At 39.7% G+C, this 26,314-nt stretch carries 25 protein-coding genes; 6 read left to right on the top strand and 19 right to left on the bottom strand.

Features of this window, described 5'->3' with window-relative positions:
* The first annotated feature begins 104 nt into the window (after positions 1-104).
* The gene (gene rpsN / locus AC1F25_RS11140) at positions 105-374 is read left to right on the top strand and encodes a 30S ribosomal protein S14 (protein WP_002293413.1); all 270 of its coding nucleotides are present in this window, start codon (positions 105-107) and stop codon (positions 372-374) included.
* Positions 375-545: 171 nt separating this feature from the next.
* Here the strand turns inward: rpsN and AC1F25_RS11135 are convergent, their stop codons facing one another.
* From AC1F25_RS11135 to AC1F25_RS11110, 6 genes are all read right to left on the bottom strand, one after another.
* On the bottom strand, positions 546-908 hold the full coding sequence (locus tag AC1F25_RS11135; protein WP_002289874.1) for a type II toxin-antitoxin system PemK/MazF family toxin: 363 nt from the start codon (positions 906-908) through the stop codon (positions 546-548).
* Between the two features lie 10 nt (positions 909-918).
* Positions 919-2,040 carry an alanine racemase gene (alr, locus tag AC1F25_RS11130; protein ID WP_002313979.1) on the bottom strand — a complete coding sequence of 374 codons (1,122 nt, stop codon included), beginning with the start codon at positions 2,038-2,040 and terminating at the stop codon, positions 919-921.
* A 15-nt stretch (positions 2,041-2,055) separates the two neighbouring features.
* Positions 2,056-2,406, bottom strand: a complete 351-nt coding sequence (acpS, locus tag AC1F25_RS11125) for a holo-ACP synthase (protein WP_002293418.1) — start codon at positions 2,404-2,406, stop codon at positions 2,056-2,058.
* A 129-nt stretch (positions 2,407-2,535) separates the two neighbouring features.
* Positions 2,536-4,047 carry a degradosome RNA helicase CshA gene (gene cshA / locus AC1F25_RS11120; RefSeq protein ID WP_002309752.1) on the bottom strand — a complete coding sequence of 504 codons (1,512 nt, stop codon included), beginning with the start codon at positions 4,045-4,047 and terminating at the stop codon, positions 2,536-2,538.
* A gap of 321 nt (positions 4,048-4,368) precedes the next feature.
* Positions 4,369-5,721 carry a UDP-N-acetylmuramoyl-tripeptide--D-alanyl-D-alanine ligase gene (locus AC1F25_RS11115; protein ID WP_002312441.1) on the bottom strand — a complete coding sequence of 451 codons (1,353 nt, stop codon included), beginning with the start codon at positions 5,719-5,721 and terminating at the stop codon, positions 4,369-4,371.
* A gap of 152 nt (positions 5,722-5,873) precedes the next feature.
* Positions 5,874-6,950, bottom strand: a complete 1,077-nt coding sequence (locus AC1F25_RS11110) for a D-alanine--D-alanine ligase (protein WP_002309755.1) — start codon at positions 6,948-6,950, stop codon at positions 5,874-5,876.
* Between the two features lie 195 nt (positions 6,951-7,145).
* Between AC1F25_RS11110 and AC1F25_RS11105 the strand changes: the two genes are divergently transcribed.
* Positions 7,146-8,891 carry an ABC1 kinase family protein gene (locus AC1F25_RS11105; RefSeq protein WP_479994110.1) on the top strand — a complete coding sequence of 582 codons (1,746 nt, stop codon included), beginning with the start codon at positions 7,146-7,148 and terminating at the stop codon, positions 8,889-8,891.
* Between the two features lie 181 nt (positions 8,892-9,072).
* Here the strand turns inward: AC1F25_RS11105 and AC1F25_RS11100 are convergent, their stop codons facing one another.
* The 7 genes from AC1F25_RS11100 to AC1F25_RS11070 all read right to left on the bottom strand — a co-directional run bounded on the left by AC1F25_RS11100 (position 9,073) and on the right by AC1F25_RS11070 (position 14,810).
* Positions 9,073-9,540, bottom strand: coding sequence for a YaiI/YqxD family protein (locus AC1F25_RS11100; protein ID WP_002312437.1), 468 nt, complete (start codon positions 9,538-9,540; stop codon positions 9,073-9,075).
* Positions 9,524-10,897, bottom strand: coding sequence for a hypothetical protein (locus tag AC1F25_RS11095; RefSeq protein WP_025478031.1), 1,374 nt, complete (start codon positions 10,895-10,897; stop codon positions 9,524-9,526). The genes AC1F25_RS11100 and AC1F25_RS11095 overlap by 17 nt, the downstream gene beginning before the upstream one ends.
* A 324-nt stretch (positions 10,898-11,221) precedes the next feature.
* The gene (locus AC1F25_RS11090) at positions 11,222-11,710 is read right to left on the bottom strand and encodes a GNAT family N-acetyltransferase (RefSeq protein ID WP_002293430.1); all 489 of its coding nucleotides are present in this window, start codon (positions 11,708-11,710) and stop codon (positions 11,222-11,224) included.
* A gap of 21 nt (positions 11,711-11,731) precedes the next feature.
* Positions 11,732-12,334, bottom strand: coding sequence for a TVP38/TMEM64 family protein (locus AC1F25_RS11085; RefSeq protein ID WP_002293431.1), 603 nt, complete (start codon positions 12,332-12,334; stop codon positions 11,732-11,734).
* A gap of 338 nt (positions 12,335-12,672) precedes the next feature.
* Positions 12,673-13,302 carry a uridine kinase gene (udk, locus tag AC1F25_RS11080; RefSeq protein WP_002289751.1) on the bottom strand — a complete coding sequence of 210 codons (630 nt, stop codon included), beginning with the start codon at positions 13,300-13,302 and terminating at the stop codon, positions 12,673-12,675.
* 83 nt (positions 13,303-13,385) lie between these two features.
* A complete protein-coding gene (locus AC1F25_RS11075; protein WP_002313975.1) occupies positions 13,386-14,081 on the bottom strand; it encodes a YjjG family noncanonical pyrimidine nucleotidase in 696 nt (231 codons plus the stop codon).
* Between the two features lie 12 nt (positions 14,082-14,093).
* Positions 14,094-14,810: a 16S rRNA pseudouridine(516) synthase gene (locus tag AC1F25_RS11070; protein ID WP_002312433.1), complete on the bottom strand. Its 717-nt coding sequence runs from the start codon at positions 14,808-14,810 to the stop codon at positions 14,094-14,096.
* Positions 14,811-15,138: 328 nt separating this feature from the next.
* Between AC1F25_RS11070 and AC1F25_RS11065 the strand changes: the two genes are divergently transcribed.
* The 3 genes from AC1F25_RS11065 to AC1F25_RS11055 all read left to right on the top strand — a co-directional run bounded on the left by AC1F25_RS11065 (position 15,139) and on the right by AC1F25_RS11055 (position 17,948).
* Positions 15,139-15,747, top strand: coding sequence for a 50S ribosomal protein L25/general stress protein Ctc (locus tag AC1F25_RS11065; protein WP_151668950.1), 609 nt, complete (start codon positions 15,139-15,141; stop codon positions 15,745-15,747).
* A gap of 325 nt (positions 15,748-16,072) precedes the next feature.
* Entirely contained in the window at positions 16,073-16,396 is a 324-nt protein-coding gene (locus AC1F25_RS11060; RefSeq protein WP_002289744.1) for a DUF960 domain-containing protein, read from the top strand.
* A 181-nt stretch (positions 16,397-16,577) separates the two neighbouring features.
* Complete coding sequence (locus tag AC1F25_RS11055) at positions 16,578-17,948, top strand: MATE family efflux transporter (protein WP_002293436.1); 1,371 nt, start codon at positions 16,578-16,580, stop codon at positions 17,946-17,948.
* Between the two features lie 128 nt (positions 17,949-18,076).
* On the opposite strand, the gene AC1F25_RS11050 is transcribed toward AC1F25_RS11055, so the two are convergent.
* The 5 genes from AC1F25_RS11050 to rpsO all read right to left on the bottom strand — a co-directional run bounded on the left by AC1F25_RS11050 (position 18,077) and on the right by rpsO (position 24,771).
* Positions 18,077-19,378, bottom strand: coding sequence for a hemolysin family protein (locus tag AC1F25_RS11050; protein WP_151668951.1), 1,302 nt, complete (start codon positions 19,376-19,378; stop codon positions 18,077-18,079).
* Positions 19,379-19,593: 215 nt separating this feature from the next.
* Positions 19,594-21,585 (bottom strand): KUP/HAK/KT family potassium transporter, encoded by a 1,992-nt coding sequence (locus AC1F25_RS11045; RefSeq protein ID WP_002309765.1) that lies wholly within the window; start codon positions 21,583-21,585, stop codon positions 19,594-19,596.
* Positions 21,586-21,728: 143 nt separating this feature from the next.
* Positions 21,729-21,995: a GlsB/YeaQ/YmgE family stress response membrane protein gene (locus AC1F25_RS11040; RefSeq protein WP_002293441.1), complete on the bottom strand. Its 267-nt coding sequence runs from the start codon at positions 21,993-21,995 to the stop codon at positions 21,729-21,731.
* Between the two features lie 192 nt (positions 21,996-22,187).
* Entirely contained in the window at positions 22,188-24,314 is a 2,127-nt protein-coding gene (gene pnp, locus AC1F25_RS11035; protein ID WP_151668952.1) for a polyribonucleotide nucleotidyltransferase, read from the bottom strand.
* Between the two features lie 187 nt (positions 24,315-24,501).
* Positions 24,502-24,771, bottom strand: a complete 270-nt coding sequence (rpsO, locus tag AC1F25_RS11030) for a 30S ribosomal protein S15 (protein ID WP_002289282.1) — start codon at positions 24,769-24,771, stop codon at positions 24,502-24,504.
* Positions 24,772-25,020: 249 nt separating this feature from the next.
* On the opposite strand from rpsO, the gene def reads away from it, so the two are divergent.
* A complete protein-coding gene (def, locus tag AC1F25_RS11025; protein WP_002309767.1) occupies positions 25,021-25,584 on the top strand; it encodes a peptide deformylase in 564 nt (187 codons plus the stop codon).
* Positions 25,585-25,833: 249 nt separating this feature from the next.
* Here def and AC1F25_RS11020 read toward each other — a convergent pair whose 3' ends face one another.
* On the bottom strand, positions 25,834-26,232 hold the full coding sequence (locus AC1F25_RS11020) for a hypothetical protein (RefSeq protein ID WP_479994109.1): 399 nt from the start codon (positions 26,230-26,232) through the stop codon (positions 25,834-25,836).
* Positions 26,233-26,314: the final 82 nt, after the last annotated feature.

Genomic DNA, 26,314 nt, shown 5'->3' with positions numbered 1-26,314 from the left:
TCCAAAACAAAATAGTTGTTTTTTTCGCGTATCGTGTTAAATTATTCATCTAAAAGCGTAAAGATTACGATTTACGCTAATAAAAAAATTGGAGGAATTTGTTGATGGCTAAAAAATCAAAGATTGCCAAAGCAAAAAAACAGCAAGAAACGATTGAACGCTATGCTGCTTTACGTCAGGAATTAAAAGCGCAAAAAGATTATGAAGGCTTGCGTAAACTTCCTTTAGATGCTCGTCCAGAACGGTTGAAAAATCGCGATCTAATCGATGGACGACCTCGCGGATACATGCGTAAATTCGGGATGTCCCGTATAAAATTCCGTGAGTTAGCACATAAAGGTTTGATTCCAGGAGTAAAAAAAGCCAGCTGGTAGTCCAAGTCTGGCTGTAAAGGAGGAGGGCGCATGGACCACTCCTTGGATCATCAAAAAAGATACGTTCGCTTCTTCTAGCAGAAATGCTGGTACTAGAAGCGGACGTATCTTTTTTTACGCACAGTTGGTCCTTTTTTTATATGTAAAGGCTGCATGGTTACTTCGCTATACTTATTTAGTAACAGGAGTCAGTGCCTCAATGCCCACACTAATTTTTAATGCTCGGTCAACTTCTGCCATAATTGGTCGATCCAAATGACAGACTTTTTCTTTCAATCTTGATTTATCGATCGTTCTGATCTGCTCCAACAGGATAACGGAGTCTCTTTCTATTCCTGTTCCAGTAGCTTTGATCCCAATGTGAGTCGGAAGCTTAGGCTTAGCCATTTTTGCCGTTATGGCCGCAACAATGATCGTCGGGCTGAAATGGTTACCTAGATTATTTTGAATAACCAAAACTGGGCGTGTTCCGCCTTGCTCCGATCCCACGACTGGAGAAAGATCAGCAAAATAAATATCTCCTCTTTTTACCATAGGATCCTCCTTATTCTTGATATTCTCTTGGTATCCGCTGTCCTAATCCGCATGCCACTTCATAGTGGATCGTACCTAATTGATCTGCTACGTCTTGCATAGTGATTTCTTTGTCTGCATTTTTGCCGATAAGCGTCACTTTTGTTCCGACCGGAAATTCTTGAGGCAATCGGATCATCAGTTGATCCATACATACACGTCCAATCGTTTCACAATAGTTTCCTTCTACCAATAAAGAAAAACCTTGCATCTTTCGTAACCAGCCATCTGCATAACCGATCGGTATCGTTCCGATCCATTCTGCTTCAGGAGTGATATATGTTTCCCCATAGCCGATTCCTTCACCTGCTGGGAGTTTTTTGACTTGGATCAATTCAGAAACCAGTTCAAGTGCTGGCTGTAACGGATAAACTTCCGGAAGTGCATGTCCAGATGGGTTCAGTCCATACATTGCTACACCATAACGAATCATATTGCCGATTGTTTCATCATGCCATAAAGCCGTTGCACTGTTACTGACATGTACATATCGAGGAAGTTCAGGAAGTTTTTTTAGCACTTCCATAAAGCGTTCTTTTTGCAGGTTCCAATACGTATCATCTGGTTGATCTGCTGTAGAAAAATGGGTAAATAATCCTTCCCATTCTAATACACGACTTTCTCTGATGAATGCAGCTGCCTCTTTTACTTCTTCAGGTGTACAAAAACCGATACGTCCCATCCCAGTATCTGCTTTTAAATGGATCGAAAGAGGCATTTCTAGCTTACCTTCCTCTAAAATAGCAGCTGCTACCTGCAACCATTCCCGTGTACCTGCAGTTACTGACAAATCATGAGCAACAGCTAAAGCCAGTGCGTCGTAAGGAACCATGTTCAAGATAAGGATAGGCTGAGTAAATCCAGCTTCTCTCAACTCGACTCCTTCATCTAAATTTGAAACACAAAAGCCCGAAGCTCCACCAGCAACTGCTGCTTCAGCTGTCTCTACAGCTCCATGACCGTATCCGTTTGCTTTTACTACTGCAAACAATTCTTTCCCTTGCGGAAGTCTTGCCACTTCATTTGCTACATTTTCAGTTATAGCTTTTTTATGTATCACTGCTTTCGTTGGGCGGTGCCAAGCGACAACCATCATTTTTCCTTCTTTCTAGTCTTCCAAAATAATTTGTGCAAAAGCTGTTTCATTTGTGTGAGTAATACTGACCCATACATTGCCTTCATGGGGTGAGCGCGTAACAACGGGCTGACCGTTTTCATTTTTTAAAATCTCGATATCTTGAAAGGTAACTTTCCCGATTCCCGTTCCCCAAGCTTTAGAGAAAGCTTCTTTACAAGCGTAACGTCCGCCTAAAAATTCTACTTGGCGATGAAAAGGCAAGGATTGGAACAGTTTCGTTTCTTCAGAGGTCAAGATTCGTGCAATGAATTTTGGTTTTTCTTCGATCAGCCGAGTGATCCTAGACAATTCGACTGCATCGATCCCAATTCCTTTTATCATATGCTTTTCTCTTTTCAATAAATTTAGAACACTCTCATTCTACCAAATTATAACCATTTTGCCACAAATAAGTCCACAAATAACAAAAATGAAAGTTTCTCTTAAAACAGAGAAACTTTCATTTTAGGTTTAATCGTTATTTGAACGGATCACAAATCCGCGTTTTTTATCATTGTGACGTTTACCGCCATCTTTTTGGCTGTTATTGTTTTTGCTATAACCGCCTTTTGATTTGTTTCCACGATAATTCCCGCCGTCACGACGATTACGGTTGTTTCCGCCGCCACGTTTGCCATTTTTGTTGTATCCTTTTTTCTGCATTGGCAATGGGCGTTCTGGTGTGATCTTCACTGGTACTGCATCAGCTGGATCTTTTGCTGTCGTTTTCAGCAGTAATGCAACCAAATCTTGTGCAGAATATTCTTCTAATAATTTATCTGCTGTTTGCAGATATTTATCTAGACCGTTTTCTGCAAGTTTTGTTTCGATTTGTTCAACTGCAGCACCTAATTGACCTTTGAATGCTTCTTTTTCGGTTGGCGGACGTAAAGTCGTCATCCGTTTTTTCGTCAAGTTTTCGATCACATGCAAGTAGTCCATTTCATTTGGTGTAACGAAAGTCACAGACATACCGCCTTTTCCGGCACGGCCTGTACGTCCGATACGGTGAACGTAGCTTTCTGGATCTTGAGGGATATCATAGTTGTACACATGAGTGACACCTGAGATATCTAATCCACGTGCGGCAACGTCTGTCGCTACAAGGATATCTAAGTGACCGCTCTTGAATGAACGCAATACGCTCATCCGTTTTTGTTGAGACAAATCGCCATGGATTCCTTCTGCACGATAACCACGTGCTTCCAATCCGCGTGCTAATTCATCTACACGGCGTTTTGTACGTCCGAAGACGATTGTTAGTTCCGGTGTTTGAACATCAAACAAGCGAGTCATGATATCAAATTTTTCGTATTCTTTTGCGCGGACATAGTATTGATCGATCAAGTCAGCTGTCATTTCTTTCGCTTTGATCTTCACATGATGTGGACTTTTCATGAATTTAACGCCGATGTTCTTGATGGCTGGCGGCATTGTTGCTGAGAAAAGTAATGTTTGTCTTTGATCAGGAACTTGGGAAATAATTTTTTCGATATCTTCCAAGAAGCCCATATTCAACATTTCATCTGCTTCATCCAAGACTAATGTTTGAACAGTTCCAAGTTTCAATGTATGGCGGTTGATGTGGTCAAGCATACGTCCTGGTGTACCCACAACGATATGTGGACGATCTTTCAAGCCACGGATCTGACGGCCAATATCTGCTCCACCGTAGACAGCTTGTACACGCACTTTTTTGTCGCGCCCTAAACGATATAGTTCTTCTTGTGTTTGGATAGCTAATTCACGTGTTGGTGCGATAACCAGACCTTGTAATTCGTGACGATCTGGATCGATTTTTTCTAACATTGGTAATCCAAATGCAGCTGTTTTCCCTGTACCTGTCTGTGCTTGTCCAATAACGTCTTTTCCAACTAATGCTAGCGGAATCGTTTCTGCTTGGATAGGTGTTGCTTCTTCAAAACCAGCGCGTTCGACTGATTTCAACAATTCTGGTGATAATTCTAGTTCTTTAAATTTCAAATGAATCCTCCTATATGGTTGTTAACTGAGGATGTAGCTTTTTTGCTACCCCGTCGATTTGTTCGGTCAAAGTGTATTGTTTCTTTTTGACAGTGGCCACGCACGTTTTTACCCATTCTTAGCCCCTGTGGCACCACCGAAAAATCACTTTGCGAAGTTTAGGCATTAGAAAAGCCAAACGGGTCGCGTTCAGCTTTATCATGATTATGACATCTGGTTTCGACAAGTTGCTTCCATGGCAAAACCAGTCCAATTTCTCTTCATCTTTCGGCAATAGGTTATTCTAACATAGCTTTTCATTTTCTGCAAGTTTACAGATTTTCATTTCATTTGCTGAAGCTGTTCTACTACTTCGAATAAGCCCATGCTGTTGCTGCCTTTCAGCATAATACTATCTGTTGATTCAAGATTTTGTTTGACAGCCTCAATCAATTTATTCTTTTCTTTTTCAAAATAGAACACAGGTAGTTGCGGATATTTTTGATTCAAGTCTTCTTTTAATGCATGCATTTGTTCCCCGTACAAGAAAATCATGGCAAATTTCTCAGGATCGATATGTTCACTCATTTGCGCATGCATGTTTAAAGAATCTTTCCCTAATTCCAGCATATCTGCTAACACAGCGATTCTACGCCCTTTTGTTGGCAGATTTTTAAAAGTATCTAATACCAGTCCCATGGCTGTTGGATTTGCATTGTAGACATCGCTCAAAATAGCTGCACCATTTCCTGCCGTTAGCCATTCAGTTCTGTTTTGTGTGATAGAAACATGAGCGAGCCCTTGGCGTATCTCAGGTATAGACAGTCCAAAGAAGCGCCCAATCGTATACGCAATCAAAGCATTCGTTACATTATAACTTCCAGGCAGCGGGATCGTAAATGTTTCTCCTTCTACTACAAAATCGGTTTGTGCTTTTCCTTCTGCTGTCACTTCCGCATGAACATCGCCATTTCCAATACCGAATGTTGTGACTGTTTGTACTAATGTTGCCGTTAAAGGTGTCAACAACGGTTCATCTGCGGGCACAACGAGTAATCCGTCTGGTACAAGTCCGTCAGTGATTTCCATTTTGGCTTTAGCGATTCCTTCTCGCGACCCAAGATTTTCTATGTGTGCTTCACCGATCATTGTGATTGCTGCAGCTTTTGGTTGAGCCATAAGTGAAAGTTCCGTGATTTCATTGGCGTGATCCATGCCCATTTCCAAGACGATCTTTTCTGTATCTTGCGGCATGTGCAAAATCGTGTAAGGAAGACCAATATTATTGTTGTAATTTCCTTGCGTCTTATATGTTTTGTATTTTTCAGACAAGACAGACGCGGTTAGATCTTTCGTGGTGGTTTTACCATTGCTTCCTGTAATTGCAACGACTTCTGCACCTACTTTTTCCAAGTAATAGGTTGCCAATTGCTGCATGGCTTTCAAAGGATCTGCTACAGGGATAACTGGAAAATCTTTTGGTGCTTGTTCAACAGGCAAGCTCCAAAATGAAGCAGATGCGCCGTTTGTGATTGCTTGCTGGATAAATTCATGTCCATCTCGCGTACCAGCAAGAGGAACGAATAAACTTCCTTCGGTTATCTTCCGGCTGTCAAATTCGACATTGGTAATCTTTGTCAGTTCAGAGCATTCGCTGCCCACGGCTTGTGCAATTTCTTGTATTGTTAGATTCATTGAGATCTCTCCTAAAAAAGGTTGTGAAAAAAGCGTTTGGCCTAAACGGCGGGTTCGCATGACTCTCACTTCCAAGTAAATTTCTCTATTCGTATTTAGAAGCTAGAATGAACGCGGTTACGCAATCACTCCAGCTTCTTCTTTATTTCTCTTTATTCATTTTTTTCAAAAAAAGATTGACGCTGACGGTATCGATTCATTCCTAATTGAATCAGTTCTTCAATCAAATCACCGTATTTCAAGCCCATGTTTTCCCATAAGAGCGGGTACATACTGAACTCCGTAAATCCTGGCATAGAGTTTAATTCATTCAGGAATAATTCATTTTTATTTGTCAAAAAGAAATCACACCGGCTCAATCCGCTTCCGCCTAACATCGTGTAAGCTAACTTCGCGTACTCTTGCGCTTTTTGATAAACTTCTTCCGGCACTTCGGCTGGAATCTGCATTTCGATTTTATTATTGATATATTTGGCTTCATAGTCATAGAATGCTACGTCTTTTACGACTTCGCCAGGCAAAGTCGTCCGAACATCTTCATTTCCTAATACAGCAACTTCGATTTCGCGAGCTTCAATTCCTTGTTCAACGATTGCTCGAGAATCATACTGATAGGCTGTTGCTAAAGCATTTTGCAATTCTTCTCGGTTTTCTGCTTTTGTAATGCCGACACTAGAACCCATATTCGCCGGTTTGACAAACATCGGATAAAGCAAAGAACCTTCACATTGATCAAATACTTTTTTAGGATTTTCTTTCCATTGATTCTTAAGTACTGGTACATAAGGAACTTGTGGCACACCAGCAGCTTGTAAAATATATTTGGTCATGATTTTATCCATGGCACATGCACTGGTCAATACGCCTGCGCCGACATAAGGCATATTCAATGTCTCTAAGAAGCCTTGGATCGTTCCATCTTCCCCGTTTGGCCCATGTAAAACTGGAAAAACGATGGCTCCTTCTTCTTTGATTTCGCCCGGATTGATCACTTTTCCTGTAAAGCCTTCCTCTGTCTGTCCACTTGGGTCCCATGAAAGGTGCAAGACATCTTTGCTTGCAGGTTTTTCTGTTAGTAATGGACCTTTGACCCATTGTCCTTCTTTGGTAATAAATACGAGTTGAACTTGGTAATAATTATAATAAATGGCATTTAAAACTGAAAATGCGGAAAGAATGGACACTTCATGCTCTGCGCTGCGTCCGCCATATAGTAAAGTAATCTTCAAAAGATTGTCCTCCTGTATTCTAAATCGTTCAGTGATTTACTCTCATATTTTAGCACAAAACAAAAATAAACGAATAACTTATTTATAAAAAAACGAGTTGGTTTCTAAAAGAACAAACGTCATTTATTTTTTGCCAGCTAGATTATTTGTCCCATTTTTTATAAAAAGTTATGATAAAGAAAAGGAGGGATGATGATGGCGCAAACAAATCCACGCAGCCGCTTGGCAGAAATCATTCGAGTGTTCATCAACTACAATGTAGTGCCAAACTTTGTACAGCAAAAAAATCCCGAACAGGTAAAAAAAGCCTTTGAAGAATTAGGCCCCACCTTCATCAAGATAGGACAGATGCTTTCTGTTCGAGAGGACTTGCTTTCCTCTGCCTTCACTCAGACATTTAAAACATTACAAGACAGTGTACCTAGCGACACATTTTCAACGGTCAAAAAGACGATCGAAACGGAACTTTCTCTTTCGGTATCAGATATATTCGATGATTTTTCCAAATCGCCTTTTGCCTCCGCTTCTATGGGACAGGCTCACCGTGCCAAGCTGAAAAGCGGTGACGCGGTAGTTGTTAAGATCCAACACCCTAACATTGCCGAAGAGATTCGCCTTGATCTTCAACTATTTGAACGTGCAATCCCTTTGATCAAATACATTCCTGAAACTAGCGTAGTTGATCTAAAAGGGGTACTCCAAGAAGTAAAACGTTCCTTGATCAATGAAATGGACTTCTTAAAAGAAAGTCAAAATGGCGAACAATTCTATCAAAAGAACAATGGCTGGAAAGAGATCCGCAGCCCCAAAATTTATGACGCTTTTTGTTCGAAAAAAGTGATCGTGATGGAAGAAATGTCTGGTAAAAACTTGAATCATTTGATGAATGCCGAAAACGGAACAGAAACTTTTATCACCGGTATTCAAAACAAGCAGCTGAAACAAGAAGTTGCAAAGCTTTTAGTTGAGAACTTTATGAAGCAGGTGTTTGATGATGGTTTTTTCCATGCTGATCCTCATCCGGGGAATTTGCTGTTCCATGTGCTAACAAAAGAAGAACAGACACGAGCTCGCCGAACAACTGAAACAGTTCATGAAAAAGAGTTCGGTCCCTTTGCTTTTCGAGCCTCTACTTCTATAGAAAACCCTGTTGCGCCATATACAGTCAACTACATTGATTTTGGCATGATGGGGCATCTTTCTGCAGGTCTTAGGCAAAAGCTCACACAAGCCGTTTTAGAGCTGTATACGAAAGATGCTTATCGAATCGAAAAAGCGGTCCTTCGACTTTGTCAGCAAGAAGGCTTATTTGATGAAAGTCGGTTTCACCAAGAACTGACAAGTTTTCTTGAACAATATTATGATTCCCCTATTGATGAAATCAACTTGCAAGAAGTATTCGCACAAGTCGTGATGATCTGTCATCAAAATAATCTGCAGTTCGACCGTGATATCACGCTTTTGCTGAAAGCATTCGGGACATTAGAAGGGGTGATCCGTGTCCTTGACCCTGAAGTTTCCCTCATGGAAATTGCTTCGCCTTTTGCCCAACATTACTTTCTCACCCATTTGGATGTAGAAGATACATTGAAACAAAGTGGATTAGACCTATTAGAAGGAATGAAGGCTGTGCCTAAGATTCCACAACAACTTCATCATCTATTAGAAATGTGGACTTCGGGACAAGGAAAAGTCAATTTGGAATTAAAAAAGCAAGACAAATTATTGAACAGGATCGAAAGTATGATCAATCGACTTGTTTTCGGTATGATTTTAGCTGCATTGATCGTAGGATCTTCCCTGCTTGTCCAAGCTGCACCTGTAGAAAACGCAGAGGTCGTTTCCTTATTAGGGATATTTACGTATGCTATTGCAGCATTTGTCATTATTTTTTTAGCAATCGATGCATTGATCCAAATGTATAAGAAGAGGAAAAAGTAGAAAAAAAGTTGGGAGAAAGCTGTTCTGTCTTAAGCAATAAGAATGACCAAATAAAAATAACTCCTCCTATTTTACCGGTTTTTGAGCTAGTACCGAACAACAAAAAAAGGAACAAGGAATCCATTTATCCTGTTTCCCTGTTCCTTTTTTGGTGTATTCGCGCACAAGTAAACTACCTTCGTTACCTACTATCTTCTGTACTTGGTAAACCTTGGTCAATTGCCTTTTTCAACGCTTGACGAAAAGCCGTATGATCTTTATCTGTAAAGGGTTTTGGACCCTTTGTCCTTATGCCAGCTTTTCTTAACTTCCCACTATGGTAACGTTGTTCGAGAAGCGTGCCGATATTCGCTTCATCAAATTCTTTTCCAGAGTGATGGAACACTCGCACACCCTTCGGCAATACAAGTGAAGCTAAACCATAATCTTGCGTGATCAAAAAGTCATTCTTCTTAACCATACCGACGATTTTATAATCTGCACTATCAGCTCCACGGTCTACGTAGACGATTTGGACATGATTAGCGTATTCTTTGGTCGTATAATGATCTACACTGGTTACGATAATCACGTCGAGACCATAAGATTCTCCTAACTTTATGACATCGTCTTTTACTGGAGAACCATCCCCATCAATGAATAGCCTCATTCTTTTTCGCCTTCTTCCATAAATGATATACAGTCACCAATCCGCTCATTAAGAGACCGACATTGATCCATTTGGCTAAAATAAGCAGTTGCGCACTTGCTATCGGCACTGCTCCATGGTTCAGCATGATCAGTAGTAGATGGATTGGCTCTCCCATTTCTTTTGATAAAATAAACAAAAGCGTCATCAATAAAAACTGGTGGATCACACTTCCTTTATTTTGAGTAGTGTACTTGGCAATAATCCGACGATCCATTGGAATAGCTACATCGGTTTGATAGTATTCCTTATTTAGCCAACTGCCTGTTACTACGTGCCAGAAACTAAGCAAAAAGACACCTATCGCAAAACCATTTGGAATCAAGAGGACCAACAAAGAAGAACTCAGTCCAAGCAATTGCGTAGCCAATGGAGACCATGATAAACGTTTCAAAATCAATGGTCCGACTATTTTTGCTGCAATCAAACCGGCAGCATAAGGAAAATACATATAAAACGGAAGTTTCTCTAATCCGTACAGTATGCCAACATAAAAACTGCTAAACAAAAAAAGAAAATTCCCTAACATTCCATTTAGAAAAGTAAACAGATTCAGCCAACTTGGCAACTTCCATTCCTTCTTCTGGTGGCCTAAGACGAACACGAACACAATGAACAACACCAAGAAACCATAAACAGCAAGATCAAAAAGCCTTTCATCGAATAACAATCGGGCATTTCTCAAAAGAAACAATAAGCCAAAGAACACCAAAAATAAAACAAGCTCCCGCGTAGCCACTAGATTTCTTTTCATATCTTTGAAATCCAGTTCGTAACGCGGATAATGACTGACCGTGTGGTAGGCCATGACGTAAAAAAGTGTATAAATCGTAAAGCTTGCTGCAATCTGAGTCGGTGCAGGCAGTCCGATTGCTTGATACAGGAGGAATAGCCAGATAGCTGCAAATAAGTACTTTTTCCCATCCATATTGATAAAGCCTTGCGTCTTCTCATGGAAATTGACCGTGATATTAGCAGGTACAAGCCATGCTGCACTTAGCCCTAGAAGAACACTTGAAAAATAAAACAAAGGAAAATAAAATACGCCTAGTATTCCAAGTAATGAACCAGTACCACCCATCAGCAGAGCGATCATCAGCAACGTGTAACTATCTAGACCAAATCGTAGACTATTGACTAAAAACAGCCCAGTCATCCGAAAGGCATAAAACAGCGTAAATGGCAAAATCGTCAGCCAATTATGCGAATCTGTTATTCCCAAAAATAAAAGATAAGGAATCAAAATAACCGTATTGCTTAAAATAAAGGGCGTTGTTTGCGTAAAATTGCGCCCAAATCGTTTGAGTTTTTCGAACATGACAATGGCTCCCTTAAACAGTCTTATAACTAATCTGCTCTTCGATTTTAGCATTAAAGGGGAAATAAACCAATTTTACAGAATATATTCTTGTAAAAAAAAAAATGCAGAAAGAAGCATAAGCTTCTTTCCGCATTTTTACGGTACTTGATTACTCAAGCAGACAAGCCCTTCTCCACAAAAGTCTTGCCCGACACCCCTGCATCCGGCAGGTGATAAAGATAGAAATCAATTATCCTGTGCCTCCAAAATCAATTAGGAGCTCTGTAAACCAGAGTCCTTCTCGACCCGTCGCATGAAGTTACTTTAACACAGTTCCTAAGATTATGCGAGAGCTTTTTTCATTTTATAATCGACCATTTGAAATCCTTGACCGATATCTGAAACAAGTTCTTCTGTAATCTCAAACCCTTCATGCTTATAAACCTCGATTGCTTGGTGATTTCCCTGGTTCACTCGTAAAAAAATCTCTTTTTCCTTTGTTTGCGCAGCAAGTTCTTCATACCAGCGAAAAACCGAAGAAGTCAATCCTTGGCCACGGGCTTTATTCAGCAAATATAATTTACTTAAATAGATTTTACCTTTTATCTCTTCATAAGCAGTGTAACCGACAGTCTTTCCTTCACTTTTTAATAAAAAATAAGAAACGCCTTCTGCCAGTTCTTTTTGGATCTGCTTTTTTGACTGATAAGTTTTCAGCATATAATCGACTTGTTTTTGACCAATAATTGGTACAAAAGCTTCCGGCCATACTTCTTGAATGACTGCCATCAGCTCATCCAGTTCATTTTCTGTTACTTTTATTTTTTCCATACACCCACGTCCTTTTTTACATTATAAATGACCTTGCGCTTGATGGAATAAAAAGAGCATGATCATACTGTACACACCTACCGACCACGGCTTCAAGAAAATCACGATCTGCATAAACTCTCTAAAAGATAATTTCGTCAAACCAGCTACTAGACAGATCAAGTCGTCTGGCGCAAAGGGAAGCAGCAAGGTAACGACTAATACTTTTTTGATATCTTTCGTTTTTCTTGTCAGCAATTCATCAAATTTTTGATACTTTTTTGGCGATAAAATAAGCTGGACAAAGGCTACACCATAGTAACGGACAAGCAAAAATCCGATTGCTTCCCCAATCACTAGACCAATACAACTATATAAAAGCCCAAATCCATTGCCAAACATCAGCATGCCAGCTACCGAAGAGATCCCTCCCGGCAAAATAGGAATGATCACTTGGATCACTTGCAGCAGAACAAATACTATCACTGCATACTTGCCGAATTCCTGGATAAACGCTTGCAAAGAGGTGCTTGAACGAAAAATCCCATGATGATAAGCATAGAGAATCAACACAAAGAAAAACAACAGACCGATGATTGGCATGATCTGAAGACATTTTTGTAAAACTGATGCTTTTTTAGACATCTTTCTTCCTCATATCTTTTTTCATTTGCTAAAACTGCCTCCTTAGGGGGTGATGCAAAAGTAGCTTCTTCGGAAAATTCCTTCTTATTTATTGAAGCTGACTACTTCTGTCACAACCTCTGATTCACGGTGCTCAATCAGCTGACCTTCGGTATTAGCTCAAAAAACGGTAAAATATAAGTAGCTATTTTTCCGTTTTTTCTCTCTAATACTCAAGTCAAGACGCTGATTTCACAACCTCTTGTTATAAATAAAAAAACAGTTGACTGGTGACTGTTCAAAAAGCAGGATCCTTGCTTTTCAAACGGTCGCAGTCCGTTCAACTGTTTCACTGCGCACTATTTATGGTTTAAGAAACTAGCCACTTTTGTTGTAATCAAATCAATAGCAACGTGGTTTTCTCCGCCTTCTGGAACAATGATATCCGCATAGCGCTTCGTTGGTTCGATAAATTGATGATACATCGGTTTAACAACTGTCAAATATTGCTCGATCACGGAGTCCAATGTGCGTCCCCGTTCTTCCATATCCCGTTTGATACGACGAATAATACGAATATCATCGTCTGTATCTACGTATACCTTGATATCCATCAAGTCACGCAGACGTTCATCTTCTAAGATCAGGATTCCTTCTAGAATGATCACTTCTTTTGGTTCCTGAATGATCGTTGCCTGACTTCTTGTATGCGCTACATAGTCATACACGGGTTTTTCAATGGCTTTATAGTTCAGTAAGTCGCCTACATGCTGAATCAGCAGATCATTATCAAAGGCAAAAGGGTGATCGTAATTTGTGTTCAATCGTTCTTCAAAACTCAAATGGCTCTGATCCTTATAATAAGAATCTTGTTCAAGCATCATGATGGAATGATCCGGGAAGTTGTTGAAAATCGCACGGCTGACACTTGTCTTTCCGCTTCCTGACCCACCCGTCACACCAATGATAATTGGCTTGCTTTTTGTCATTGACTAAAACCTCTTTCGTATCCGTTTTTTCATTCTAATCTATTATAGCGAAAAAACACGAAAATGCTATATTTTTCTGAAAATTAATCCTTTTCAATTTCCAATAATGAGTAAAGTTCTTCTAAAGAATCGATTCGATAAGTGGGTTGGATCTCTTCGATTTCCGGCAATTTGTTTTTATTGAACCAAATCGTATCGATCCCTGCCATGTTCCCTCCTTTGATATCAGAAGTCAGTGAATCGCCAATGATCACCGTCTGCTTTTTATCAAGATCAGGAATGCGGGAAAATACATGATCAAAAAATTCTTTCATCGGCTTTTGCGCTCCGACAGCTTCTGAGACAAATATATCCTTAAAATAATCAAGCATTCCTGCATCTGTTAAACGCTGATATTGAGTATGCGATACACCGTTCGTTACAATATAAAGTTCGGCGTGAGGGTGGACCTTTTTCAGAAGTTCTAGACTCCCTGGAACAAGGTCATGTCCTTGGTTCAAGTAGTGACGATAGCGTTTCTCCATTTGGCGACTATCTACTGTTTTCCCAAATTGTTGGAAGAGTAATCCAAAACGACTGCCTGTTACTTCTTCTCGTGATAGTCTGCCCTTTTCAAATTCCTGCCATAAATGATGATTCAAAGCCTTATAACTCGTTTTGATTTCTGGTGTCAACGTGATTCCTTGCTCTGCGAACAAAGCACTTAAAGCATTTGCTTCAGTTTGTTGAAAGTCTAGTAATGTATCATCAACATCAAACAATAAAGTATTATATCTCATCTTTTTGATCTCCTATTTAAAATAAATACTTAACTTTTTCATCTCTGCTAGCGTCAACGATCGGTACTCGCCTACTGCCAACTGTTCATCTAATTCCAATGGTCCCATGCTTAACCGCTTCAATGCGATCACTTTCTTTCCTTGGGCTAAAAACATCTTTTTGACTTGATGGAATTTTCCTTCTTGGATCGTCAATAAAACAGTACTTTGGTGCTTGTCTGCTTTGAGTATTTTTAGATTAGCCGGCTGGCACTGGTACCCATCAGCGAATACGATTCCTTTTTCAAATGCTGCTACGTCTGCTGATGTCACCCTTTCGTTCACCACTGCTTGATAAGTCTTTGAGACCTTTTTTTCAGGAAGGAGCATTTCATATCCCAATTGGCCATTCGAAGTAATCAGCAATAGTCCTGTTGTATCTCTATCCAGTCTTCCCACCGGATAGAGCGGCTGAAAACGATCGGCACTTGCAATCAGATCGATTACCGTCGTCTTTTCTGGATCTGACACGGCAGTCACAGCTTTTTTAGGCTTGTTGAGAAGATAATAGGACTCATTTGTTTCTAAATGTTCACCTGCTACTTCAATCCGATGCAGCAAACTGTCTACATTTCGATTTTGTCGAAATTCGACTGTGCCATCGACCATCACTTGCTTCAAAGCAAACAGCCGCTTCATTTCCTTACGTGTCGTTTCTAATTTTTCTTCTATTAATTTATCTAAGCGCATACCGTTTCCTTTCTTATTACTAATAAGAATTATACCTTGAATATGTTTGCTTGCAAATAAATCAGCAGCGTTATTCCTTGACTTAACCAGTAGTTCGCGTTACGGTTAAAGAGTAAAGTGAATTGGATTTCTCATACACAGCGTAATGACCTGGTGGAGAAAAGTTGAATCCTGACTTTCTAAGGGGAGATGCGCACATCTCTCCTTTTGCGTTTTTTTAAGCGCCCTGCCTTCGATGATGTGCACGAGATTAGCCTTTAGAATTCACTTAAATAAAATCTGTCCGTTACCAAAGCAGACAGTCACATTTTAAGGAGGAATTTTGGTTATGTCAGTATCATTAGAAGTAAGTAAAAGAGAAGTACGTCCTCGTTCATTAAGAAATAAACTTCGTCACGAAGGGAAAGTTCCAGCTGTTGTTTATGGGTATAAAATAGAAAGTACCCCTATCTCATTCGATGGTTTGACACTAAGCAAATTGTTGCGTGAACATGGAGCAAACACAGTTATCACGATGGACATTGACGGACAAAAAATCAATACATTGGTTCATAAGATTCAAACGAACACTTTTACTAATCATTTCGAACATGCAGAATTTCTATCTGTCAACATGTCGGAAGAAACAGAAGTCGAAACAGAAGTCGTTCTTGTTGGCGAATCAATTGGTGTTAAATCGGGTGGAGTGTTAGCTCAAAACTTGTATACAGTAGTCGTGTCTGCTACACCAGACAAATTGCCTGAACGAATTGAAGTCGACGTGACAAACTTGGAATTAGGCGATTCTATTACAGTAGCCGATCTTCCAAAAAACGACGATTACAAGTTCGTGACCGACAGTGAAGAACAAATTGCTGCTGTAGTCGCTCAAAGTGAAGAAGAAGAAAGCACAGGTGAAGGCGGCGAACCAGAAGTAATCGGTTCAAAAGAAGAATAATACTGAAACAATCAGGTGGTGTTAGAAGTGGCGGGTCAGCAGCTTTTAACACGCCTTTTTTATTTCTAATCGTTTATTTTCATATGGGGCTTCCACTTTTGTAAATAGCTTTGCAAACGAAAAATCCTGATTTACCAAGCTTTCCCTCGCATATTTTTATCGTACCTTTATAAAAATTTATACTTTGAAAAAAAGTATTCAATTATTGTTGCATTTTTCCTGATTCTTTATTAGAATGAACCCTCGTTAAAGTAAGTATTTCTAGTTTATCCTATGATTGATTATAAAAATAAAAACATTCGTTGATTCGAAGGAGGTTAACCAGATGTTTGAAAGTTTTGATAGCAGCCGCAACCGTTACGCTTCAGTTGGTGTAGTATCAAGTTTGCCAGATGAATTGATTGACAGTATATGGTTTATTATTGACCTAGATCTTAAGGGAGTCATTCCATTAGAAAATATATTAACCTTTGATTTGATCGAAAATCGTGGAAAAGTGACGATGCATTTTTCTCAAGCAGGAAGCAATGTGGAAATGGATATTGATTTGCCGTTTGCCTATTCGAACCAATTTCCTGCTCAAGTATACGCCTATGATGACGGTACGAGAGAAACGATCCTTTTACCAAGTGAGATCAGACAATATTAAGGTGATAGATAAACGTGGATGTCCCTTATTTTACAGACCAGGCCAAGTTGTTGATTCTTTGACTCAATTCTTGGCTTCTTTTTATGGAATTTCATCAATTATCATTGATTTCTAATTGGTATTCTCAGGATAAACGCTATATACTACTAACTAAATTTTAAAGATATAAGGAGTTTAAAAGATGCGCGATTTAACAAAAGGAAGCCCCGCTAAACTGATTTTGCTGTTCACTGTTCCTTTACTGATCGGAAACGTTTTTCAGCAGTTTTATAATATGATTGATATGATCATCGTGGGTCAGACACTAGGTAAAAATGCGCTAGCAGCGGTTGGTGCAACTGGAAGCCTGACATTTTTGATCATTGGTTTTGCCCAAGGGTTAACAGCTGGTTTAGCCATTATTACTGCACAACGTTACGGTGCAAAAGATTATCGGGGTCTGAAGAAAAGTTTTGCTGCTAGTGTTGTTATTAGTCTTGTCGTCACTGTGATTTTAACCGTCCTGAGTCTCCTGTTTATTCGTCCGATGCTTCAGTTGATGCAAACTCCTCCTGAAATAATTGATCAAGCACAAACGTTTATTTCAATTATTTTGTTAGGAATCTTTGCATCCGTCAGTTTCAATTTGCTTTCTAATGTCATTCGCGCACTTGGTGACAGCCGCACACCATTATTCTTTCTGATCATTGCGGTTATCATCAATGTCGTACTTGATTTGATTTTTATTATCTATTTTGGTATGGGTGTGGAAGGTGCAGCTATTGCTACCGTAATCGCACAAGTTTCTTCTAGCGTACTGTGTCTTGTGTATATCAAGAAAAAAATGCCTTTGTTACAGTTACGCAAAAAAGATTTCAATTTTGATAAAGAAGAGTTTCGTGTACATCTAAATGCAGCTTTGCCAATGGCGTTCCAGTCTTCAATCATCGCTGTCGGTGCTATCGTATTACAAGCGGCACTAAATAGCTTAGGAACAGATGTTGTGGCTGCTCAAGCCGCTGCTGGTCGTATTGATCAATTTGCCAATCAACCGATGATGTCATTTGGTATCGCAATGGCGACTTTCACTGCACAAAACTATGGTGCAAAAGAATATGGTCGAATCTTGCAAGGTGTACGACAAACTTTATTGATGAGTGTCGGATTTAGTCTTTTAGCAGGTGCTATCGTCATTTTCTTTGGACATTTCTTTGTTCAACTGTTTGTTAGCCCATCAGAAACACATGTATTTGAATTAGCACAAACCTACTTCAATATCAATGGGTCTCTTTACTGGATCTTAGCAGTCCTGTTCATTTTACGCTACACGCTTCAAGGTCTTGGACAAAGCAAGATTCCTACGATCGCCGGTATGATGGAATTGCTTATGCGTTCTTTTGCAGCTATCGTTCTTACAGGAATGTGGGGGTATCCAGGAGCCGCAGCAGCTTCTCCTCTAGCTTGGATCGGCTCTGTTGCAGTGTTGCTTTACTCTTACATGCGTTCGATGAAACAATTGAAACATATGGGTGAAGAGGAACATTTCACGTTAGAACATGCCGAAGCAAGGTAACCTTGATTAAAAGAAATCGGTGCGGCTAAAAATGAAAACTTTTATTGAAAATATCTTCTTCGTTTACCGAAAACAGTTTTTTTAGATAACAAAATGCTGTGACATTTTTTGTCACAGCATTTTTTCTTTTATTCTGCATCTCTTTCCATGGTCTCTACTTTGAAATAATCGATATGCGCATGCTGGTATTCTAATACCGTGAAACGGAATGAGGCAATCTCAATGATCGTACCTGCTTTTATTTCTTTATATCGGCTAGAAGCAAATCCCGCAAGTGTAGTAAAATTCGTTTCTTCAAACTCTGGAATCTCTACATGAAAATAACGTTGAAAATCATCTAATGTTAGTTTGCCGGAGATGATATAAGAGCCATCTGACTGTTCCGCTATCAACGCTTCGTCCAAATCTGTCTCATCCCGGATTTCCCCGACGATTTCTTCTAAAATATCTTCAATCGTTACTAAGCCGCTTGTCCCTCCATATTCATCTTTTAAGATAGCAATATGTTTTCCTTTTTTTCGCATGATCGTCAATAATTTTTTTATAGGGATTGTTTCAGTTGTTACGATTGGCTCTTTAATCAAATGTTCTACTGTCAGTTGATCATCTTTATAAGATTGCTTGATCAAATCTGGTAAGGTAACATAACCTAGAACATTGTCTTTGGATTCTAAAATCACCGGATAGCGAGTATGTCCTTGCTCAATCGAAGCTTTTATCGCTTCTTTTACTGTTTCCGAAGCTTCGAATACTTGCATAGACGTACGATCTACTTGTATATCTTTTGCCAAGGTATCATCAAATTCAAACACGTTTTCCAAATAATGATATTCTTCTTTGGTTAACTCACCTTTTTCATAAGAATTCAATGCGACTAGTGTCAGCTCTTCTTGAGACAAGGTTTCTTCTCCTTCAGATACGAGGCGCACACCTAAAAGCTTTCCTAGACCCGCTGCTGAATGATTCAATACCCAAATAAAAGGAAACATTACTTTATAAAAATAATGAAGCGGTTTGACTACGAACAAGACGACCTTCTCCGTATTGACGATACTATAGCTCTTAGGAAGCAGTTCGCCAATAACCACATCGATATACGTCACTAAAATAAATCCTAGCGCCACAGAGATTGTACTGCTGATAGCCGAACTGAAAGGTAGTTTACCGATCACTGGTTCCAGTAGAGCCGCGACAGAGCCTTCACCGACCCACCCGATGATCAACCCGGTTAGCGTAATTCCTAATTGACTAGCTGATAAATAATTATCTAAATGGTGTGTAACATGAAGAGCTAGCTTGGCGTTCTTCACGTTTTCCTTTTCTAATTGTTCCAATTTTGATCGTCTGATTTTCACTAAAGCAAATTCACTTGCTACAAAAAATGAAGTAATTGCGATCATCAAAAATAAAATAATGAAATTGATAACCATATTCTCCCGCCTTTCTCTTTTTCTATTGTACCCTTTTTCTACAAAAAAATTGAAAATAATGCGTATTTATATTAGGAGTAAAAAAAGAGATGTGGCTGAAAAATGCCACATCTCCTTCCTATTAAAAGCATTGCGTTACTTGTTGCTAAACAGCTTTTTCATGATCTCTGATAAAAACGGTATTCAAAAGCTGAATTTAGATCAAAGCGCTACTTTCACAACCGCTCTTTCAACCATGTTTTCCGAGTATTTCCAATGATAAGCGGAACAGTTTCATGTTTTACTTCGCTGTACTCTAGCCCAAACCATGTTTCTGGCGAGGTAGCGATTTTTTTGATTGCCAGTTTTGCCTGCATGATTTGACGTTGCCATTTTCCTAGAGTTGTCACATTTGAGACTACTTCATCAATCAGAACAAATTGGAAATCGCCAACTTCCCGTCCTGGTGTCAAAGAGTATCTTTGTGGCTGTTTTGGCAAACGACCTTGTTTCATCAAATCATGGATGACTTGGCGAACATATACGTTAATTTCCTGTTGGACCCTGAAACCTAAGAACAGATTCACTTGGACAATAAAGTCGGTGCCCATCATATCTACTTGATATTCTTTCGTATATGGCTCATCCGTCACTTCCACATGAACAAACCAATAGACTCTTGCTCTTTTAGGTCGCTTATCTAAAATCGAATAGATGAACTGTCGTCCCACTTTATCTTCAGCCATATCAGGAACTAGGAAGACAACATTCGTCTGATAGATTGGTAAAGAAGCATCATCACGTAATTCTTTAAGCTGTGGGATATAATCCCTCAAAGACACATCCTCTGTTGACGATTCGCGGATAATGTTCCCTTGTTCCCAAATGAACATCACGACTAAGATGATCAAACCAATCAGAACGGCTACAAAACCGCCACGGAAGAATTTGACGACACTTGAGATAAAGAAAACGACTTCTATTGCACCAAAGAAAAAGGTAACTAAATATGCAAACCAACGAGAATGCCCATTTTGGATAAGATAAAAGTAAAGCAATGCCGTCGTCATCAACATGGTCACCGTGATCGACAGACCATAAGCAGCTTCCATATGATGGGAAGTTCGGAATGTGACGACCACTAGAGAACAGGCGATCCATAGAATCAGATTGACTGCTGGGATATACATTTGCCCGATACTGTTCCCAGGATACATGATCTTTAATCGAGGCAGCAGTTTCAACTTGATGGCTTCCGAAACCAGCGTAAACGAGCCTGTAATCAATGCTTGCGAAGCAATCACCGCAGCAACTGTTGCAAAAGCAACGCCAATCACGATCCAACTTTGAGGCATCATTTGGAAGAATGGATTCAAGTTCTTGATTTGCTGTGCTTCAGGGTTTTGATAAACATTCAATAACCATGCAGCCTGCCCAAAATAATTGATGACCAAACAAATTTTGACGTAAGGCCAGCTCAAACGAATATTTCGTTTGCCGACATGTCCAAGATCGGAATAAAGCGCCTCTGCACCTGTCGTAGCCAAGAAAATATTTCCAAGAATGAACAAGCCTAATTTGTTATCTGCACTAAAAAGCAGCTGGATTGCGTAATAAGGGTTCAATGCACGGATAACTGTCCAATCCTGGCTAAAATTCAGCAACCCCATTACTCCTAAAAAAGTAAACCAAGCGAACATGATTGGTCCGAATGCTTTTCCGACAATATCTGTACCAAAGCGTTGGACCATGAATAAGACAAAAATAATAACTAAAGTGATAATGACGATCACGTTCTGGTTATTACCGAACCGGTCAAAAAACTGCGGAATTCCCCGCAATCCTTCAATCGCAGTCGTTACCGTCACAGCAGGGGTCAATACCCCATCTGCTAGTAAGGCAGCTCCTCCGATCATTGCAGGAATAATCAAATATTTCCCACCTTTTCGGACAAGTGTGTAGAGTGAGAAAATTCCACCTTCCCCATGGTTATCTGCATTTAGTGCAATCACGACATATTTGATCGTTGTCAGTAGAGTCAATGTCCAAAAAATCAATGAGACTGATCCGATAACAAAATCAGGATTAATTCCTGTCAATCCGCCATTATCTTCAACAATCGATTTCATCACGTAAAGCGGACTTGTCCCGATGTCACCGTAGACGACTCCCATCGCTACAAGCAGGCCAGCCATTGATATTTTTTTGGTATTGTGCGTTGTTGCCACGTTTTCCCCTCATTTCTTGTTATATGGATATCCTTTAGGTAAGCTTGAATGATAGACGATATTCTTATCCATGACACCCGCTTTCCTAAATTGCTTCTAATTATCCAAGTAACACACTGAAGTGTCAACTTATTTGAATAAAATTATTCTTTCTTTGGTCGTTCCCTGATACGTCTTGCCACAAATGAATAAAGCGCAAGGCAAAAAATTGCACCCAATAGTGCTGGGATCAAATAAAAACCGCCAAGTTCCGGTCCTAGCGGTCCTAGTAAAAATTCGCCAAGCCAGCTGCCTAAAAAGCCGATAATGATATTTCCAGATACACCACCTGGGACCTCCTTTCCCAAAATGGCACCAGCTATCAAACCTAACACACCGCCGATAAACAACGACCATAAAAAGTTCAGCATAGCCTTCCCCTCCTTCGTCCTTTTATCTCACTTTTATTTTACGCTTTATTTAGAAGGACTCCAAAAATATGCACCAAGAAACTTCAGTAAAAAAGAGAGATGACAAAAATCGTCACCTCCCTTTTTTTCGAATAATTGTTGTTCTCCTGTCAACTTCTTGATCACAAAACACAATATTCATAAGAATTAAAATTATTTTGCTTCGTTTTTCGTTGAACCATCTTCATTCAACATTGCTTTTCTTGACAGATTTACGCGTCCTTGTTTATCGATTTCCGTTACTTTCACAAGGATCTCATCACCTAGTTTAACAACATCTTCGACTTTATTGACACGATCGTTTGCCAATTGAGAAATATGGACAAGTCCATCTTTTCCTTTGATCAAGTTGACGAATGCACCGAATTTTTCGATACGGACAACTTTCCCTAGATAAACTTCACCGACTTTGACTTCTTTTGTCAGATCTTCGATGATCTTGATGGCTTTTTTGATCATTTCTGCATCAGCAGAAGCAATACTTACTTTTCCATCTTGATCGATATCGATTTTTACACCCGTTTCATCGATGATTCCATTGATCGTGTCTCCGCCTTTACCGATGACATCTTTGATTTTAGCAGGTTCGATCTGGATCATTTCGATTTTTGGTGCATATTGGCTTAATTCTTCACGTGGAGCAGCAATCGTTGAAGTCAATTCTTCTAAGATTTCCATACGTGCTTGTTTTGCTTGAGTCAATGCTTCAGTTAGGATTTGTTCTGTGATTCCTTGGATCTTGATATCCATCTGCAAAGCAGTGATACCATCTTTTGTACCGGCAACCTTAAAGTCCATATCGCCAAGATGATCTTCCAGCCCTTGGATATCTGTTAAGATCGTATAGTTCTCACCATCAGAAACAAGTCCCATCGCAATACCGGCAACAGGTGCTTTGATTGGTACCCCTGCGTCCATCAATGCTAACGTGCCAGCACAGATACTTGCTTGGGAAGAAGAACCATTTGATTCCAATACTTCTGCTACCAAGCGGATCGTATAAGGAAATTCTTCTTCTGAAGGGATTACTTGTGCCAATGCTCGTTCTCCTAATGCGCCATGTCCGATTTCCCGACGTCCTGGAGATCCTGCACGTCCTGTAGAACCAACAGAAAACTGAGGGAAATTGTAGTGGTGGATGAATCGTTTGCTGACTTCAACCCCTAAACCGTCAATGATTTGGTGCTCTCCTAAAGGTGCGAGTGTACAAGCAGATAAAGCTTGTGTTTGTCCTCGTGTGAACAATCCTGATCCATGTACACGTGGCAATAAGCTGACTTCTGATGACAATGGACGGATTTCATCCAATTTACGCCCGTCAGGACGGATTTTATCGATGGTAATCAATTCACGTACGACATCTTTTTCTAAATCTTCCGTGATTTGTTTGACTTCTTTCAATAAGTGATCTTCATCTTCGTGACCTGCAAATTTCTCAGCGTAAGCTTCACGAATATCGAGTTTCACTTGCTCAATGTTCTCTTCGCGAGCAAGTTTTTCTTCGGTCATTACTGCTGCTTTCATTGTAGCGTAAGAAGCATCAAAAATTTCTTTTTTCAATACTTCATCAACTTGCAGTAAAGTGACTTCCATTTTTTCTTTTCCTACTGCTTGAACGATTTCTTCTTGGAAAGCAACTAATTCTTTGATAGCGTCAAAACCAAACAGCAATGCACCAAGCATGTCTTCTTCTGAAACTTCTTTCGCGCCACTTTCAACCATGTTGATCGCTTGTTTCGTACCAGCAACAGTTAATTCGATATCTGTTTGTTCTGCTTGCTCTACCGTTGGATTCAAGACATACTCACCATTTACACGACCAACTTCTACACCCACGATTGGACCATCAAATGGGATATCTGAGATTGATAGTGCTAAAGAAGAACCTAACATCGCTGCCATAGCTGGTGAACAGTCAGTTTCTACACTCATCACGATGTTCGTTACTTGGACTTCATTACGGAAGCCTTCCGCAAACATCGGGCGGATCGGACGGTCGATCAAACGGGCAGTCAATGTTGCTTCTGTACTTGGACGACCCTCTCGTTTGATGAAACCTCCAGGGATTTTCCCTGCTGCATACATTTTTTCTTCATAATTGATCGTTAATGGGAAAAAGTCTGTATCTTTTGCTTCTTTAGAGGCCACAGCTGCACTTAAGACCACTGTATCTCCATAACGGACTAAAACGGCTCCGTTTGCTTGTTTTGCTAGCTGACCGACTTCGATTTGTAAGGGACGGCCGCCCCATGTCGTTTTGAATACTTGTTTTTCTGACATAACTTCTCCTTTTCCTTCTCGTGAAAGCAAGACGCTACTAAACAAATGAAAACTGCCGAAAGCCGTTTTTTGAGCAGCTTTCATTTGGTTAGTAGGAGTCCATCTAGCTTGATCACGGAATTTTGCTTAATTGATATACGAGTAAAAAAAGTGAGATTCATGTGAATCCCACTCTTTTTGACTAAAATTAACGACGCAAGCCTAAACGTTTGATCAATTCGCGGTAACGTTGAACGTCAGTTTTACGTAAGTAAGCTAACAAGTTACGACGGTGACCAACTTTTTTCATTAGGCCGCGGTATGAATGATGGTCTTTTTTGTGCACGCGTGCATGTTCATTCAAGTGGTTGATTTCTTCAGTTAATACAGCGATTTGTACTTCTGGAGAACCAGTATCCCCTTCATGGCGAGCATATTCGTTGATGATTTCATTCTTGCGTTCTTTTGAAATTGCCATTTCTTTCACCTCTTTCGATTATTCCCCTGCGACTGAGTAAAACGTTGGTGATTCGCTTAACCAAGTGGCAGGCCGTGCGCCTAGAGCACACAGCTATACTTTACCTGAAACCGGGCTGGAAATCAAGTGGTTAATCATTAAGAAAAAGTAGTTTTCAAACAATCTTACTACTACTTTTCCATTTTTGTGGTAAACTATAATGCGAAAATAGACTTGAATATAGTCTTCTAAGAAAGGGGTACATATTCCATGATTACAATGGATGATATTATTCGTGAAGGAAATCCGACCTTACGCGAAGTTGCAGAAGAAGTTTCTCTTCCATTAAGCGAAGAAGATCTCTCTTTAGGAAAAGAGATGCTTGAGTTCTTAAAAAACAGCCAAGATCCAATCAAAGCTGAAGAATTGCACTTACGAGGCGGTGTTGGCTTAGCTGCGCCTCAATTAGATATTTCTAAAAGAATCATTGCTGTTCACGTACCAAGTGCAGACCCAGAGGTAGATGAACCTTCTCTAAGTACTGTTATGTATAATCCTAAAATTTTGAGCCATTCTGTTCAAGATGCTTGTTTAGGGGAAGGCGAAGGCTGTTTATCTGTTGACCGAGAAGTACCAGGATATGTCGTTCGCCACGCCAAAATCACTGTGTCTTATTATGATATGAATGGTGAAAAACACAAGATTCGTTTGAAGAATTATGAATCGATCGTCGTTCAACATGAAATCGACCATATCAACGGTGTGATGTTCTATGACCACATCAACGATCAAAATCCATTTGCATTAAAAGAAGGCGTATTGGTGATCGAATAGAGACTTGGATTGATCCTTCGATTCTAATGGCATAAGAAAGCTTTATAAAGAGGTTGTGAAAAAGCTGTCCTGCATCAAGTAATAAGAACAGCCAAACAAAAATAGCTCTTCCTATTTTTCGTTTAGTTAGGCTTATTACCTCAGATGCAAGCTTTTGAACATATTTGGAATAAAGGGGCTGTGACACGTCGTTTGTCACAGTCCCTTTTTTATGTTTCGCTACTAAATTTAAAATGAAATTTCCTGAAATCAAAATTCAAGATGTGGCTGTGTCTTGGATAGAGATAAAGCTTTATTGGGAATTACCTGTTTTTTATCTCCAGAAGGATAACTTTTACGTGTCGTTACGTCTTCTAGAAGTTGCCCTAACCCCTGTTTTCTTGAATCTAATGTGGTTGCACTCGTCGTTTGGGAGGGAGTTTCCCACGTCTTTATTAACTGTCCCACTCGCTTCGATTCATTGCTGTCTGCCCAAGATTCTGCTTTTATCAACGATATTTCTTTTTGTGTATTTGTACTTACATTTTGCTTTGTTGGACTATCTTGTTTCCAGTTGTTTGATTGATTATTTTCTTTATGCTGTATATCAGCTGCTTGCATGATATCTGATAAGTCTAATGGTAATAAGTCAAGATAAAAATGAAACATAGTTTTATTGAGTCACCTGTTTTGAAGCGCACTTAACTAGACCCGACCAAAATCAAAATTTTTTCGGGTCATTTCAAGGATT

Source organism: Enterococcus sp. M-BR2 (genome assembly GCF_056612775.1).
This window is presented reverse-complemented; position numbering and strand designations above follow the sequence as displayed.

Coding starts and splice junctions, on each gene's coding strand:
- rpsN (WP_002293413.1), top strand. CDS start 105: ATGGCTAAAAAATCAAAGATTGCCAAAGCAAAAAAACAGCAAGAAACG.
- AC1F25_RS11135 (WP_002289874.1), bottom strand. CDS start 908: ATGGTAAAAAGAGGAGATATTTATTTTGCTGATCTTTCTCCAGTCGTG.
- alr (WP_002313979.1), bottom strand. CDS start 2,040: ATGGTTGTCGCTTGGCACCGCCCAACGAAAGCAGTGATACATAAAAAA.
- acpS (WP_002293418.1), bottom strand. CDS start 2,406: ATGATAAAAGGAATTGGGATCGATGCAGTCGAATTGTCTAGGATCACT.
- AC1F25_RS11115 (WP_002312441.1), bottom strand. CDS start 5,721: ATGAATCTAACAATACAAGAAATTGCACAAGCCGTGGGCAGCGAATGC.
- AC1F25_RS11105 (WP_479994110.1), top strand. CDS start 7,146: ATGGCGCAAACAAATCCACGCAGCCGCTTGGCAGAAATCATTCGAGTG.
- AC1F25_RS11100 (WP_002312437.1), bottom strand. CDS start 9,540: ATGAGGCTATTCATTGATGGGGATGGTTCTCCAGTAAAAGACGATGTC.
- AC1F25_RS11095 (WP_025478031.1), bottom strand. CDS start 10,897: ATGTTCGAAAAACTCAAACGATTTGGGCGCAATTTTACGCAAACAACG.
- AC1F25_RS11090 (WP_002293430.1), bottom strand. CDS start 11,710: ATGGAAAAAATAAAAGTAACAGAAAATGAACTGGATGAGCTGATGGCA.
- AC1F25_RS11085 (WP_002293431.1), bottom strand. CDS start 12,334: ATGTCTAAAAAAGCATCAGTTTTACAAAAATGTCTTCAGATCATGCCA.
- udk (WP_002289751.1), bottom strand. CDS start 13,302: ATGACAAAAAGCAAGCCAATTATCATTGGTGTGACGGGTGGGTCAGGA.
- AC1F25_RS11075 (WP_002313975.1), bottom strand. CDS start 14,081: ATGAGATATAATACTTTATTGTTTGATGTTGATGATACATTACTAGAC.
- AC1F25_RS11070 (WP_002312433.1), bottom strand. CDS start 14,810: ATGCGCTTAGATAAATTAATAGAAGAAAAATTAGAAACGACACGTAAG.
- AC1F25_RS11065 (WP_151668950.1), top strand. CDS start 15,139: ATGTCAGTATCATTAGAAGTAAGTAAAAGAGAAGTACGTCCTCGTTCA.
- AC1F25_RS11060 (WP_002289744.1), top strand. CDS start 16,073: ATGTTTGAAAGTTTTGATAGCAGCCGCAACCGTTACGCTTCAGTTGGT.
- AC1F25_RS11055 (WP_002293436.1), top strand. CDS start 16,578: ATGCGCGATTTAACAAAAGGAAGCCCCGCTAAACTGATTTTGCTGTTC.
- AC1F25_RS11050 (WP_151668951.1), bottom strand. CDS start 19,378: ATGGTTATCAATTTCATTATTTTATTTTTGATGATCGCAATTACTTCA.
- AC1F25_RS11040 (WP_002293441.1), bottom strand. CDS start 21,995: ATGCTGAACTTTTTATGGTCGTTGTTTATCGGCGGTGTGTTAGGTTTG.
- pnp (WP_151668952.1), bottom strand. CDS start 24,314: ATGTCAGAAAAACAAGTATTCAAAACGACATGGGGCGGCCGTCCCTTA.
- rpsO (WP_002289282.1), bottom strand. CDS start 24,771: ATGGCAATTTCAAAAGAACGCAAGAATGAAATCATCAACGAATATGCT.
- def (WP_002309767.1), top strand. CDS start 25,021: ATGATTACAATGGATGATATTATTCGTGAAGGAAATCCGACCTTACGC.
- AC1F25_RS11020 (WP_479994109.1), bottom strand. CDS start 26,232: ATGTTTCATTTTTATCTTGACTTATTACCATTAGACTTATCAGATATC.